This window comes from Stenotrophomonas sp. As-7, from assembly GCF_030291015.1.
GTDB lineage: Bacteria > Pseudomonadota > Gammaproteobacteria > Xanthomonadales > Xanthomonadaceae > Stenotrophomonas > Stenotrophomonas lactitubi.
In genome coordinates this window covers 1,704,192-1,717,539 of the sequence record NZ_CP127405.1, presented here as the reverse complement: position 1 = coordinate 1,717,539, position 13,348 = coordinate 1,704,192, and the positions used below count along the sequence as shown (strand labels likewise).

At 67.0% G+C, this 13,348-nt stretch carries 12 protein-coding genes and 2 tRNA genes; 1 reads left to right on the top strand and 13 read right to left on the bottom strand.

Annotated features, from left to right (window positions below; genetic code table 11):
* Window positions 1–4: 4 nt before the first annotated feature.
* Entirely contained in the window at window positions 5–1,144 is a 1,140-nt protein-coding gene (locus tag QP457_RS08020) for an ABC transporter permease (RefSeq protein ID WP_205403947.1), read from the bottom strand.
* Window positions 1,141–2,637 (bottom strand): efflux transporter outer membrane subunit, encoded by a 1,497-nt coding sequence (locus tag QP457_RS08015; protein WP_205403948.1) that lies wholly within the window; start codon window positions 2,635–2,637, stop codon window positions 1,141–1,143. Before QP457_RS08015 ends, QP457_RS08020 begins: the two co-directional genes overlap by 4 nt.
* Window positions 2,638–2,714: 77 nt before the next feature.
* Here QP457_RS08015 and QP457_RS08010 point away from each other — a divergent pair, with 77 nt between their 5' ends.
* The gene (locus tag QP457_RS08010; RefSeq protein ID WP_240196356.1) at window positions 2,715–3,149 is read left to right on the top strand and encodes a hypothetical protein; all 435 of its coding nucleotides are present in this window, start codon (window positions 2,715–2,717) and stop codon (window positions 3,147–3,149) included.
* A 65-nt stretch (window positions 3,150–3,214) separates the two neighbouring features.
* On the opposite strand, the gene QP457_RS08005 is transcribed toward QP457_RS08010, so the two are convergent.
* The 11 genes from QP457_RS08005 to QP457_RS07955 all read right to left on the bottom strand — a co-directional run bounded on the left by QP457_RS08005 (window position 3,215) and on the right by QP457_RS07955 (window position 13,345).
* Window positions 3,215–3,290, bottom strand: a tRNA-Gly gene (locus QP457_RS08005).
* 105 nt (window positions 3,291–3,395) lie between these two features.
* Complete coding sequence (locus tag QP457_RS08000; RefSeq protein ID WP_205403949.1) at window positions 3,396–4,502, bottom strand: NAD(P)/FAD-dependent oxidoreductase; 1,107 nt, start codon at window positions 4,500–4,502, stop codon at window positions 3,396–3,398.
* Between the two features lie 138 nt (window positions 4,503–4,640).
* Window positions 4,641–4,716: transfer RNA gene (locus tag QP457_RS07995), tRNA-Gly, on the bottom strand.
* Between the two features lie 214 nt (window positions 4,717–4,930).
* A complete protein-coding gene (gene pgsA / locus QP457_RS07990; RefSeq protein WP_099820053.1) occupies window positions 4,931–5,557 on the bottom strand; it encodes a CDP-diacylglycerol--glycerol-3-phosphate 3-phosphatidyltransferase in 627 nt (208 codons plus the stop codon).
* Between the two features lie 17 nt (window positions 5,558–5,574).
* Window positions 5,575–7,419 (bottom strand): excinuclease ABC subunit UvrC, encoded by a 1,845-nt coding sequence (gene uvrC, locus QP457_RS07985; RefSeq protein ID WP_205403950.1) that lies wholly within the window; start codon window positions 7,417–7,419, stop codon window positions 5,575–5,577.
* Entirely contained in the window at window positions 7,416–8,828 is a 1,413-nt protein-coding gene (locus QP457_RS07980; RefSeq protein ID WP_180167619.1) for a hypothetical protein, read from the bottom strand. The genes uvrC and QP457_RS07980 overlap by 4 nt, the downstream gene beginning before the upstream one ends.
* Window positions 8,825–9,313 carry a low molecular weight protein-tyrosine-phosphatase gene (locus tag QP457_RS07975; RefSeq protein ID WP_205403951.1) on the bottom strand — a complete coding sequence of 163 codons (489 nt, stop codon included), beginning with the start codon at window positions 9,311–9,313 and terminating at the stop codon, window positions 8,825–8,827. Before QP457_RS07975 ends, QP457_RS07980 begins: the two co-directional genes overlap by 4 nt.
* Window positions 9,310–10,083 (bottom strand): 3-deoxy-manno-octulosonate cytidylyltransferase, encoded by a 774-nt coding sequence (gene kdsB, locus QP457_RS07970; protein WP_180167621.1) that lies wholly within the window; start codon window positions 10,081–10,083, stop codon window positions 9,310–9,312. Before kdsB ends, QP457_RS07975 begins: the two co-directional genes overlap by 4 nt.
* 75 nt (window positions 10,084–10,158) lie before the next feature.
* Window positions 10,159–11,178: a tetraacyldisaccharide 4'-kinase gene (gene lpxK / locus QP457_RS07965; protein WP_180167622.1), complete on the bottom strand. Its 1,020-nt coding sequence runs from the start codon at window positions 11,176–11,178 to the stop codon at window positions 10,159–10,161.
* Window positions 11,178–12,926: a lipid A export permease/ATP-binding protein MsbA gene (gene msbA / locus QP457_RS07960; RefSeq protein ID WP_049469016.1), complete on the bottom strand. Its 1,749-nt coding sequence runs from the start codon at window positions 12,924–12,926 to the stop codon at window positions 11,178–11,180. Before msbA ends, lpxK begins: the two co-directional genes overlap by 1 nt.
* Window positions 12,923–13,345, bottom strand: a complete 423-nt coding sequence (locus QP457_RS07955) for a biopolymer transporter ExbD (protein ID WP_025875217.1) — start codon at window positions 13,343–13,345, stop codon at window positions 12,923–12,925. Before QP457_RS07955 ends, msbA begins: the two co-directional genes overlap by 4 nt.
* Window positions 13,346–13,348: the final 3 nt, after the last annotated feature.

Sequence of the window (13,348 nt, the reverse complement as noted above, 5' to 3'; positions counted from 1 at the left end):
CCCCTCAACGCAACAGCAACGATGGATCGGAACGGACGACGCTGCGCACCGCCATGATGCTTGACAGCATGGCCATCACCGCGACCAGCGCCACGCAGCCGAGAACCACCATCGGCGTGAGCTGTACCGGCACGCGCTGGGTCTGCGCCGCCAACAGCACCACCGAACTGAAGGCTGCGGCCAGCAGCATGCCGACGCCGCCGATCAGTACGGCCTGTTCGAACACCACCCGCGCCAGTGCGTAGCGGCCTGCACCGAGCGCGTTCAGCGTGGCGTACTCGCGTACCGACCCGGCCACCACCGCCGCGAAGGACTGGTTGGTGATCACCGCGCCGACGAAGCAGACGATGACCGCCATGAACAGCACCGCGATGCCGGCACCGGTGTCGAACAGCCAGTACTGCTGCGAGCGGCTGGCAAACTCCGGGGCCGTCCAGAATTCGACAGGCGTAGCGCGGCCCGTTGAATCGTTGAGGCGATCGCGCACGCGACCTGCCAATTCCGGTGATCGCGTGCCCGCCACGAAATAGGTACTGCCTTCATGCGGGTCGGTTCCGGCGATGGCACGCGCGGTATCCAGTGATGCCAGCACGTTGACGCCGCCAAGACCACGCAGGCCGGGTTGCGCGGCGACCACACGCACGGCCTTGCCGTTGATCCAGGCCTGGTTGCTGCGCAGATCAACGCCCAGCGTGTCCAGGTCAGCGCTGTCGACGATCACCGCACCGGGTTCGCGTAGCTGCGCACGCAGCCCAGGCGAAAGGATGCGCGAGAACATCATCGCGTCGTTCGCCGTGGAGATGCCGGACAGGTATACCGACACGTTGCCGGTGCCCTGCGCGCTGGAGCGCCACTCGCCATCGACCCATTCGTAGGGCTCGACGCGGGTGACATCCGGGTCCATGCGCAGCCGGCTTTCAACATCCGCGCTGATCGCATGGCCGTAGTTCACGCTCTGCGTGCCGGCAAAGCCAGCCCAGACATCGGCGGTCGATGCCTTCACGTAGATCGCAGCGGTGCCGAAGATGCCCAGCACCAGCGCTGCCTGCACGATCAGCAGCACACCGGCGAAACACATGGCCAGCACCACCGGCAGGAACCTGCGCCACTCGTAAACCAGCGTTTTGCGGGCAAGCGCGATCACTGCGCGCCGCCTTCAGGCTCGACCGGCAAGGGTGCGCCGCCCACGGCGCGATACAGCGATGCGAAGGCGAGCACGCGCGCGCCCTGCGCACCAATCAGATCGGCATGCGCGGACAACGCCGTACGCTGGCTTTCCAACCCGTCGAACTCACTGGAGAGGCCAAGCTGCACCTGCCGGGCCTGTCGCGCGACCTGCTGCCGTGCAGTTTCGTCGGCCACCTGCAGCGATTGGATGCTGCTGTCCTGGCGGGCCAGGCTGCCCAATGCATCTTCCACTTCCGCCACGCCTTGCAGCACGGCCTTGCGGTAGGCCAGCAATGCCGCATCCAGTTGCTTGTCGTCGGACTGGTAGCGCGCGCGACGCTGGCCCCAATCCCACAGCGGAATGTCGATGTAGGGACCGATCGATGGGCTGGAATCGGAGTTGGAGCGTGCGTTCTGGGTGAGGTTGTAGGCGTACAGGATGGAGCCGCCCAGGCTCAGTTTCGGGAACATCGCCGCGCGTGCGCTGCCCTTTTCGGCGGTGGCCTGCAGTACATCGGCCTCGGCCAGCAGGATCTGCGGGCGATGGCGCAGCAGATCAGCCGGCACCTGCTGCAGGGTGAAGGTGCTCAAGTGCGGCGGCGTGCGGTAGGCATTCCAGGCCGGATCCGGCCCATCGCGCCCCAGCAGCAGCGCCAGCGCACGCGCGGCGTTGCCTGCGTTTTCATCCGCCTGCGCAATGGCAGCGCGTGTGGCAGCCTGCCGCGCACGCAGACGATCCAGTTCGCCAGGCTCGTCCAGATGCAGGCGCTGCCGCACCAGCCCCAGTTGCTCGCCGCGTGCGTCAACGGCCTGTTGCTTACCCAACAGATCCGCCTGCGCCTGCGCGACGGAAAGATCCAGATAGCTGCGCACTACATCTGCGATCACCGCCACCTGTGCGGCATTGCGCAGTGCTTCTGCATTTCCGTTGGCCGCCTGCGCGCTCAGTCGGGCACTTTCCGCTGCGCCAAACAAGCCAAGATCCCAGATCGCTTCGACACCGGCGTGGAAGTAAGTGTCGACCGCGGCGGCGTCCTGCACCTGCTTTGCACTGGCCGTTATCTCCGGACGGAAGCGCGCATCGGCGGTGCCCGACACCAGGCGTACCGCCTGCAGCCGCAGCGTGGCCTGCTGCAGGTCCAGATTGCCGGCGATCGCCTCTTCCACCAGTGTGTTCAAGCGCGCATCGGCCAACACCTTCCACCACTGGCGCGCATCGACCGCCACGCCCTGCCCAGGGGCCGGTTGATTCCAGACCACTGGAGTGCGATCGGGCAGGTCAGGAACCGGCACCGACATGCAGCCGGCCAGCATCACGCTGGCCAGCAGCACCCCGCTACGCAGCACCCTGCGCGGCACGGCGACATACCTTTGAGCGGACACTGCAGGGGAAGTGAAACGATTGGCCACCCGCCCACCTTCGTGGAGAGAGAAGCCGGGGAGGCTACGCCGCGATTGTGGAGTGGACATGGAGAATCAGTCGGAGCTGCGTTACAGCGCGTATGCGGTGCCTGCATTGCGAACCCTCGGCCTTTCCCCAGCCTTTCATGAGCGCCGCCAAGCTGAACGCTGGACTGTTCGCGGGCGCTGCGGCACATTGGCCTGAACGCTCCCACCGGCAGGCTATACGCTTGAAATTAAGTCCTTGCCGCGCGCTCGGCATCTTCATGGCCGTGCTTGTCGTGGGCACGATGGCGATCTGCCTGGCCACGCCACTGGCATCGAACGCGACCATGCTGCTGATGGACCGCAGCAACTTCATTCCCGCGCAGTCGTCGATCTTTTCCTTCGAGCCCTACGTGATCAACAACGGCTCGTCGAACTACTGGCTGTATGGCCAGGACCGGACCTACTACTACCACTTCACCTACCAGGCCGACGCGCCTTATCTGTACATCCCGCGGAAAAACACCTGCGCCGGCTTCGACCGTGCGGACGTGCGCACCTGGTGCAGTGCGAGCCGGGGTATCCCACGCGGGTGAGGCCGCATCCGGATGGCGGCGCGCAAACGAAAAACGCCCCCTTGCGGGAGCGTTCTTCTTGAATCTGGAGCGGGAAACGAGACTCGAACTCGCGACCTCAACCTTGGCAAGGTTGCGCTCTACCAACTGAGCTATTCCCGCAGATTCCGTTCGACCTGCGTCGAAGGAGCGCTATTGTGTCGATATTGCTGCACGGCGTCAACAGGATTCTGCAGCCCTTTTACCGGCCAGCGTTCAGCTTCCGGATCACGCCCGAACGCCCCGTCGGTGGAAGTAGATCTGTTCGGCCAGCCGGCGTACCGGACCGGTACACAGCAGCGCGTCGACCGGCCAGTCCCGCTGCAGATGGTCCATGGCCCAGCGCAGTACGCGCTTGCGGTGAAAGGTGGGCGCCGCCTGTCGCGCCACCTGCTCGGCGGCAGGCCCCTTGCCGCGCCGATGCAGGCCGATTGCATCGCCGACCGCCCAGCCATGCCGCCATGACGAGTGGATGCCTCCGGCCGACAGCGGCGAGACGACACCCGCCGCATCGCCGGTAAGGATCACGCCCGGCGCGGTGATCGGGCCATCCGGCAACCCGCACGGCACCAGCCCCGCGCGGGTGCCGGCAGCCTCGGCAGAGCGAGGAAGGCCCACCACGTCGCGCACATGCTCAAGGAAACCCTCGATATCCGGCGAACGGACATGTTCGGGATCGTGGCGCAGCGCCAGCCCCACCTGCACACCGGTAGGATTCTGCGCGGCCCAGCCGATGTAGCCGGGTGCGAAGCGGCGGCTGACGAAGCAGTGCAAGGCGTCGCCTTCCGGCAGCTGCACGCCGGCAAACTCACGCTCGACGCCGTACAGGTTGTCGCGCACCTGGCCCAGGCCGATGCGCTGCGCGACACGCGATCGTGCACCGTCAGCGCCGACCAGATACGCGGTGCGCCCCACCCCTTCAACCTGCCATGCGTCGCCGTCGCGGCAGGCCCCGGTGAACGACTGCTGCAGCCGCAGGTCCACCCCGCTGGCACGCAGCTCGCTGGCCAGCCAGCGCATCAGGTTCGGTGTATCGGTGGTGAGGAAGTAGTAGCCCGGTGCGGCCAGCAACACATTGCGCAGGTTCGGTGCGTACAGGCGCACGCGCGCCACGCGCTGCACCAGCTGTTCGGGCATGCGACCAAGCCAGGTGTGCTGCATGGCCTCCTTCACCACGATGCCGGTGGTATGCAGGCGCTCGCCGGGGTCGGCTTTGCGTTCGAGCACGCAGACGCGCAGGCCGTACTGGGCGGCGGCGAGTGCGCAGGCAGCACCTGCAAAACTGGCGCCGACGATGACCACGTCGTAGTCGTAGGCAGCGGGAGTGTGAGGCATCGCGGCATCACCACTTGAGAAGGGAGATGCAGCATCGAGCCTCCGAATGGTGAGGCGATGGAGTGGCGGTGAAGTGGGTATGAAGCGCGCTGGACGCAAACAAAAAACGCCCCCTTTCGGGAGCGCTTTTCTTGAATCTGGAGCGGGAAACGAGACTCGAACTCGCGACCTCAACCTTGGCAAGGTTGCGCTCTACCAACTGAGCTATTCCCGCTTGGGAGGCGAAATTTTACCTATTCTGGAAATGGCGTCAAGCGCTTTTTTCGGGGTCAGCGAGGCGCCTTGCACCGCGTATCCACGCATGGCGTGGATCTACTCCACGCCCCCACAAATCGGTAGATCCACGCCATGCGTGGATGCGGGCGGCGATGGGATCAGAGCCCTTTCCTGCGGAAAGGGATCCGACCCCGGTGCTCCGACCCCGGTGCTCAGTTACCCAGCTTCTTCTGGCGCGCACGCTCGCGCGCAGCGCGTTCGTCGTCACGCAGGCTCGGCCAGGCGGCGTGCAGGTACTGCAGGCCCGACCACAGGGTCAGCACGGCGGCAATGGCCAGGGTCCAGTCGCCGATATGGAATACCGGCGGGCCCATCCAGATGTCGTTGACCGGCACGTTGGGTGCCACCGAGTACAACAGGCACAGCAGCGCGACCATCTGCGCGGTGGTCTTGACCTTGCCGATCATCGCCACGCGTACCTTGGCACGCTGGCCGAGTTCGGCCATCCACTCGCGCAGTGCCGACACCGCGATCTCGCGGCCGACGATCACCGCCGCCCAGAACGCCATCCACGGCGTCGGGTGGCCCTGCACGATCAGGAACAACGCCACTGCCACCATCAGCTTGTCCGCGACCGGGTCGAGGAAGGCGCCGAACGCCGACTCCAGGCCGTAGCGACGCGCGATCCAGCCATCGAGCCAGTCGGTGATCGCAGCCAGGCCGAAGATCGCCGCCGATGCGAAGTTGGTCCAGGTGTAGGGCAGGTAGAACACCAGCACCAGCACCGGGATCATCACGATCCGCAACAGGGTCAGCCAGGTGGGCAGGGTCAACGTCATGCGGCTTGGTTCTCTCTCTACTCGGCCGGATCAGGCGCGGCCAACCCGTGCAGGTTAGCGTAGATGCGCGCTGCGAGGGCGTCATTGATGCCTTCCACCTTGGCGATTTCCGCTTCTCCGGCGGCTTTCAGGCCGACCAGGCCGCCGAAATGCTTCAGCAGGCTGGCGCGCCGGCGCGGCCCGATGCCGGGGATATCTTCCAGTTTGCTGGTCATCCGGGCCTTCTGCCGGCGCCCGCGATGGCCGGTGATGGCGAAGCGGTGCGCTTCGTCGCGCACCTGTTGGATGAACTGCAGGGCCGGATCCGCCGCACCCGGGCGCAGTTCGCGACCATCGGGCATCACCAGGGCTTCGTGGCCGGCACGGCGTTCCACACCCTTGGCCACACCCACCAGCAGCACGCCTTCTACGCCCAGATCGGCCAGCGCCGCCTGCGCCTGTGCCAGCTGGCCGGCGCCACCGTCGATCAGCAGCACGTCCGGCAGCACGCCCTGCTCTTCCACCGCGCGGCGGAAACGGCGGTCGATGGCCTGGCGCATCGCGGCGTAGTCATCGCCCGGCTCGATGCCACTGATGTTGAAACGGCGGTACTGCGCGCGCACCGGGCCGGCAGCATCGAACACCACGCACGAGGCCACGGTGGCTTCGCCCATGGTGTGGCTGATGTCGAAGCACTCCACCCGCTTCACCGGTTCGGCCAACCCCAGCATCACCCGCAGTGCTTCGCTACGGGCGTGCTGCGCGGTGCGGCTGTTGATCTCGGTCGCCAGGGTCAACTGCGCGTTGCGGCTGGCAAGTTCCAGGTAGCCGGCGCGCTCGCCACGGACGTTCCACTTCAACTGCACCTTGCGCTCGGCCGAGGCCGACAGCGCCGAACCAATCAAGTCGGCATCAGGAATTTCGCGGTCGAGCAGGATCTCGCGCGGCGGCTCGAATTCGATGTAGTACTGCGAAACAAAGGCCGCCAGCACTTCGTCCGGACTTTCCTCGCCGTTGGTGCGGGGAAAGAACGGACGGGTGCCCAGGTTGCGGCCGTCACGGAAGGCCAGCAGCATCACGCAGGCCTGCGAGCCCTGCATGGCTACCGCCAACACGTCCAGGTCGGCCGCACGGCCGTCCACGTACTGGCGGGTCTGCATGCTGCGCAACGAGGTGATCAGATCACGCAGGCGCGCGGCCTGCTCGAACTCCAGCGCCTCGCTGGCGGCCTGCATCTGCTCGCCCAGCTCCCGGGTCAGCTCATCGCTCTTGCCCTCCAGGAACATCGCCGCGCGGCGCACCGACTCGGCGTAGTCCGCGGCCGGCACCAGCTCCACGCACGGCGCGCTGCAGCGCCCGATCTGATACTGCAGGCAGGGCCGCGAGCGGTTGCGGAACACGCTGTCTTCGCAGCTGCGCAGCTTGAACAGCTTGTGCATCAGGTTCAGCGTTTCGCGCACCGCGGTGACGCCGGGATACGGTCCGAAGTAACGCCCGGGAATGGCGCGCGGGCCACGATGCAGGGCGATGCGCGGCCAGTCCTCGCGGGTCAGCAGCACATGCGGATAGGTCTTGTCGTCGCGCAGGGACACGTTGTAGCGCGGCGACAGTGATTTGATCAGCTGGTTTTCCAGCAGCAGCGCTTCGGCTTCCGAGCGCGTCACGGTCACGTCCATGCGCACGATCTGCGAGAGCATCGACATGATGCGCGCGTTCTTCGGGCTGCCGTTGAAGTAACTGCCCACGCGGTTGCGCAGCGCACGGGCCTTGCCGACGTACAACAGCGTGTCGTCGGCCGCGTACATCCGGTACACGCCCGGGGCGGTACTCAGCTGGGCCGCGAATGCCTTGCCATCGAAGGGCGGGACGGGAACAACGGTCATTCGCTGATCGGCACTTCGCTGAGTACGCCGCTGTCAGGGTCCAGACGCAGTACGGTGTGGGAATCTGTCTCGGCGATCCATACGGCACCGGCACCGACGGCCAGGCCGGCCGGGGCGTGCAGGCGCCGCGGCAAGGGCTGGGTGGTCAGTTCGCCGCCGCCCAGGCGCAACGTGCGCAGGCGGCCATTGCCGGTATCGGCGATCCACAGCAACGGCGCATCCGGGCTCAGCGCGATCGCCTGCGGGAACTGCAGGCTGGCCTGCGCGCGCGGGCCATCGTCTTCGCCAAAGCGCCAGGTGCCCTGCCCGACCAGGGTCTGCACCAGATCGCCGCGCAGCTGCAGCGAACGGACCGAAGACCCCAGCGCGTCGGCCACGTACAGCACCTGCTGGACCACGGCCACGGCCGTGGGCTGGGCGAACGCGGCGAGGTGGCCACTGCCGTCGCGCTCGTCGATGGCGCCGCTGCCGGCGCGCCACTGCAGGCTGCGCTGGCCGAGGTGGTAGCTCCAGATGCGGTTGTCGCCGGCCATGGCGATGTGCAGCTGGTTTTCGGCGATGGCCAGGCCGACCGGATGATCCAGCGACACCTGTCGTGGCTGCGCCACCGGCCCTTCCTCGGGAGCGCCCGGACGACCGTTGCCGCACAGGGTGTCGACCAGGCCGGTCAGCAGGTTGATGCGGCGCACGGCGTGGTTGCCGGTGTCGGCCACGTACAGCGACTCGCGCTCCAGCGCCAGCGCCTGCGGCCGGTGGAAAGCGGCTTCGGCGAGATTGCCGTCCATGAAGTCGGCGGTGCCCAGGCCGAACTGGCGCAGCACGCGGCCGCCATGACTGCATTCAAGAATGCGGTGGTGGCCGCTGTCGGCGATGTACAGCCGTTCCTGGTTCACGGCCAGACCCATGGGGAATCGCAGCGCCTGGCGCGGCTCGGGGTGCAGTTCGCTGCCGCCGCGCGAAGGGGCCGACGGCGCACCCTCGCAAAGAGCATTCAGGGCCCGCTCCAGCTCGCCGGGCACGCCCTGGCCGATCAATCGCTGCTGTTCGCGCCCCTGCGCGTCCAGCAACACCATGGTCGGCCAGGCGGTGACACCGAAGCGGCGCCATCCATCCCAATCGGCATCGAGCAGCACCGGCATGGTCAGGCCCTGGCGGCGCAGCAGTTTCAACGCAGCCGTGGCATCACGCTCGAAATCGAAACGCGGTACCTGCAGCACCAAGGGTTGCAACTTGCCGGGGTGGCGTGACAGCCACTGGCTGAACTCGGCCAGCCGTTGCGCGCTCCACGCGGAAGCCGCGTTGACGAACAACAGCGCGACCGGCCGGCCACGCAGTTCGGTCAGGGTGCAGGGCGCGGCGTTGAGCCAGGCGGCGAACTCGGGCAGGTCCGGGACGGGCTGGATGTTCATGGCCCGATTATGCCGGAGTCGGCGTGATGCAACAGGCGTGCCACGGTCCGCTCGGCAGCAGCGTCGACCAGCGACCAGACCTGTTCGAAATGATCACTGCCACCGGTATAGGGATCGGGAATCGCGCGCTCGCCCTGCCCGCCTGACCATGGCAGGTACAGCGCCAGGCGCTCGCGCTGGGTGGCGGTAGCAAGGCGCGCGGCATCACGCAGATTGGCCTCGTCGGCGCACAGGATCCAGTCGAAGGCGTCGAAGTCCTGTGGCTGCAGCTGCCGCGCGCGCAAGCCGCCGAGGTCCACGCCATGCCCGGCTGCGCACGCAATCGCACGCCGGTCGGGTGGCTGGCCCACATGCCAGTCGCCGGTACCGGCCGAATCGACCTGCACCCGCCCGGCCAGCGCCGAGGCATCCAGGCGGGCGCGCAGCGCGCCTTCGGCCATCGGCGAGCGGCAGATGTTGCCGAGGCAGACGACCAGCAGCTTCATCGCGCCGCCATCGCCTGCAGCAGCGTTTCGGCGCGCTGCAGGTCTTCAGGGGTGTCGATGCCCGGCGGGAAGGGTTCAGGCGAGATCGCCACGGCGATCGGGTAGCCCGCTTCCAGCACGCGCAACTGCTCCAGCGATTCCACCTGTTCCAGCGTGCCCGGCGGCATCGAAGCGAACTGCTGCAGGAAGCCGGCTCGGTAGCCATAGATGCCTATGTGGCGTAGCCACTGGTGGCCCTCGGGCAGGGTCTCGCGGCTGCGGGCGAAGCCATCACGGTGCCAGGCGATTGGCGCACGGCTGAAGTACATGGCCTCGTTGCGCACGTTGCGCACCAGCTTGACCACGTTCGGGTCGAACAGCGTGTGCGCGTCCTCGACCGGCGTGGCCAGGGTCGACATCGGCGCGCTGCCTTCCACCAGTGCCGCTGCCACGGCGCGGATGCCGGCGGCGGGTGCGAACGGCTCATCGCCCTGCAGGTTGACCACGACGGTGTCATCCGCCCAGCCGGCGATGCGCGCGCATTCGGCCAGGCGATCGGTGCCGGAGGCATGCGAAGCCGCGGTCATCGCCACCTTCACTTCTTCCAGGCCGGACAAGGCGTCGGCAATGCGCTGGTCGTCAGTGGCGACCCAGACCTCACCCGCGCCGGCCTGCAGCGCGCGTCGGGCCACATGCAGCACCATGGGCTCTCCGCCCAGCAGGCGCAGCGGTTTGCCCGGCAGCCGCGAAGCGGCGTAGCGGGCCGGGATGGCAACAACGAAGTCGGTCATGCGGGCGGTACTCGGCAGGCGCGATACAGCAGGAATGCGGCCGGCGGCGTGCATTTGCAAGCGCCGCACGGCCCCTCAGTTCGGTCGCAGCTTGTCCAGGCGATCGGTCAACGCGATCCAGAAAGCAGCAGGCATCTCGGCACGCAGCGGCACGGCGTACTGCCAGTCGTTGGCGAACGCGCGGCACTTCACGGCATCCTTTTCGGTCATCAGCACCGGCAGCTGGCTGCCAAAGGACAGATCCTGCGGCTGGTAGGCGTGATGGTCGGCGAAGGCATGCGGCACCACGCCGATCGCACGCGCGCGCAGCATGTCGAAGAAGCGTTGTGGATGGGCGATGCCGGCCACGGCATGCACGCGCTGGCCCGCGAAGTACGAGAGCGGACGCGCCCGTCCACCAGCCAGTGGTTGTGCACTGTCGATGTGCAGGGCCATCGGCCATTGGCCGAAGCCGCAGGCCTGGGCAGCCGTCGCTTCATCCGCCTGGCCAAGATTGATCACACGGAAATCGCATTCGGCGGCGCGGCTGACCGGCTCGCGCAGTGGGCCGGCCGGAATCATCCGTCCATTGCCATAGCGACGCTGGGCATCGACCACCTCGATTTCGATGTCGCGCGCCAGCCGGTAGTGCTGCAGGCCGTCATCGCAGACGATCACGTCGCAGCCGGCGGCGATCAGCGCCTTGCCCGCCGCCACGCGATCGCTGTCCACGCGTACCGGCACGCCGGTCTTCCAGGCGATCAGCACCGGCTCGTCGCCACCAAGGGCGGTCGGCGTATCGGCTTCCACCCAACGTGCCTTGTCCGCTTCTTCGCGGCCATAGCCGCGACTGGCCACACCGGGCTTCCAACCCGCTGCGCGCAGGCGCTCGACCAGGGCGATGGTCAGCGGCGTCTTGCCGGTGCCACCGGCGGTGATGTTGCCGACCACGATGACAGGCACAGCCAGTGCATGGCGCTTGCGCCAGCCACGCCGGTACAGGCGCCGGCGCAGCGCGGTGACGCCCGCGTACAGCGGTGCCAACAGTCGCATCGGCCACGGAACCGGGCTGCCGTCATACCAGTACGGCGGGGTCTGGGTACCTTTGCCCGCCATCAGTCCTGCCTTTCGCGGAACTGCATGTTGTGCAGGTGCTGGTACAGGCCACCCATCGACAGCAGTTCCTGATGGGTGCCACGTTCAACGATGCGGCCATGGTCCATCACCAGCACCTGGTCGGCATGCTCGATGGTCGACAGGCGGTGCGCGATCACCAGCGTGGTGCGCTCGGGCATCAAGCGCTGCAGCGCATCCTGCACCAGGCGCTCGGATTCGTTGTCCAGCGCCGCGGTGGCCTCGTCCAGGATCAGGATCGGCGCATCGCGCAGGATCGCGCGGGCGATCGCCAGGCGCTGGCGCTGGCCGCCGGACAACAGCGCACCGTTCTCACCCACCGGCGTCTGCAGCTGCTGCGGCATGCGTGCGATGAACTCCCAGGCATTGGCCGCTTCGGCCGCCGCGCGGATCTGCTCGTCGGTTGCATCCATGCCGTAGGCGATGTTGGCCGCGATGGTGTCGTCGAACAGCATGACCTTCTGGCCGACGATGGCCACCTGCCTGCGCAGATCGGCCAACGGATAGTCATCCAGGGCGACGCCATCGAGCGTGATGCGGCCGCCGTTGGGTTCGTAGAAGCGCGGCACCAGCCGGATCAGGCTGGTCTTGCCGCTGCCGGAACGACCGACGATGGCGGTGACCGTGCCCGGCCTGGCAACGAAGCTGATGTCGTCCAGGGCGATGCCGCTGTCTTCACGGTAACGCAGCATGACGTGCTCGAACGCCAGTTCGCCGCGTACGCGCTGCACCGCATGCTTGCCGTCGTCGCGCTCGACCGGCATGTCGATGATGCCGAACAGGCGCTCGGCAGCGGCCACGCCGCGCGAGATCGAGGTCTGCACGCTGGTCAGCCGGCGCAGCGACGGAATGATGGCCATCATCGAGGTCATCAGGCCCATGAACTGGCCCGCATTGAGTTTGCCGGCCAGTGCCTCGCGGGTGGACACCCAGACGATGACTGCCAGCGCCAACGCCGCTAGGAACTGGACCACGCTGGAGGCCGCCGCGCGGGTCACTTCCACCTTCATGTTCAGCGCCAGCATGCGGTTGGCCAGGCGCGAGTAGCGCGAGATCTCGTGCTGCTGGGTGCCGTGCACCTTCACTTCCTGCTGCGCGGCCAGCGACTGCTCGGCGGTCTGCGCCATGGTGCCCATGCCGTCCTGGATGCCGCGGCTGATGCGCCGGTAGCGCTTGCCCACGTAGGAAACGATCACGCCGATCAGCGGCACCACCACCAGCATCGCCAGGGTCACCTTGACGCTCATCTGCAGCATCACCGCCAGCATGGCGATGATGGTCAGGGTATCGGCGACCACGGTCTTCAGTGCGTCGGCACTGGCCTGGGTGACCTGTTCGGTATCGAAGTTCAGGCGGCTGACCATCACCGGCGTCGCCTCGGCGTCGAAGTGCGAGGACGGCAGGTGCAGGTACTTCTGCAGCACCTGTTCGCGCAGGTCGCGGACCACGCTGCGGCCGGTCTTGGCCAGCGTGTAGTCGCTGACCCAGGTCGCCACGCTGCGCATCAGGAACAGGCCGAGAATGGTAAGCGGCAGGATCACCGCCATGCGCGGCTCAGGGTTGACGAAGCCACGGTTGACCAGCGGCTCCATCAGCTTGGTGAAGTGATAGCCGGCCAGCGCTTCGACCACCATCGCGATGACCGCGCCGATCATGAAGACCCAGTAGGTGCGGGTATAGCCCAGCAGACGTTTGTAGATCGGCCACACTGGCGCGTGATGGGAACTCATGGACGCACCTCTGGCGCTGTTGCAATGGCGATACGACGGAAGCCGAGCTGGCCCAGCGCATCCTGCGCGGTGACCACGGCCTGGTAGGGAGTGCGCGCGTCGGCACGCAGCAGCACGGTCTGTTCGCGGTCGCTGCCAGCGACGGCGGCGATCGTCTGCTTGACCGACTCGACATCGCTGCGCAGTACTTCCTGATCGTTGACGAAGTAGCGACCGTCAGCGTTGATCAGCACGCTCAGCGAGCGCGGCGGCTCGTTGGTCTGCTGCTGGCTGGCGGTCGGCAGCTGCACCTGCAGGGTTGATCGCGCATCGAAGGTGGTGGTGACCACGAAGAAGATGATCAGCACCAGGATGACGTCGATCAGCGGGACCAGGTCGATATGCGGTTCATCCTGGGACCGGTCGTTGCCGATACGCATCGA

Coding starts and splice junctions, on each gene's coding strand:
- QP457_RS08015 (WP_205403948.1), bottom strand. CDS start 2,637: ATGTCCACTCCACAATCGCGGCGTAGCCTCCCCGGCTTCTCTCTCCAC.
- QP457_RS08010 (WP_240196356.1), top strand. CDS start 2,715: ATGAGCGCCGCCAAGCTGAACGCTGGACTGTTCGCGGGCGCTGCGGCA.
- QP457_RS08000 (WP_205403949.1), bottom strand. CDS start 4,502: ATGCCTCACACTCCCGCTGCCTACGACTACGACGTGGTCATCGTCGGC.
- pgsA (WP_099820053.1), bottom strand. CDS start 5,557: ATGACGTTGACCCTGCCCACCTGGCTGACCCTGTTGCGGATCGTGATG.
- uvrC (WP_205403950.1), bottom strand. CDS start 7,419: ATGACCGTTGTTCCCGTCCCGCCCTTCGATGGCAAGGCATTCGCGGCC.
- QP457_RS07980 (WP_180167619.1), bottom strand. CDS start 8,828: ATGAACATCCAGCCCGTCCCGGACCTGCCCGAGTTCGCCGCCTGGCTC.
- QP457_RS07975 (WP_205403951.1), bottom strand. CDS start 9,313: ATGAAGCTGCTGGTCGTCTGCCTCGGCAACATCTGCCGCTCGCCGATG.
- kdsB (WP_180167621.1), bottom strand. CDS start 10,083: ATGACCGACTTCGTTGTTGCCATCCCGGCCCGCTACGCCGCTTCGCGG.
- lpxK (WP_180167622.1), bottom strand. CDS start 11,178: ATGGCGGGCAAAGGTACCCAGACCCCGCCGTACTGGTATGACGGCAGC.
- msbA (WP_049469016.1), bottom strand. CDS start 12,926: ATGAGTTCCCATCACGCGCCAGTGTGGCCGATCTACAAACGTCTGCTG.
- QP457_RS07955 (WP_025875217.1), bottom strand. CDS start 13,345: ATGCGTATCGGCAACGACCGGTCCCAGGATGAACCGCATATCGACCTG.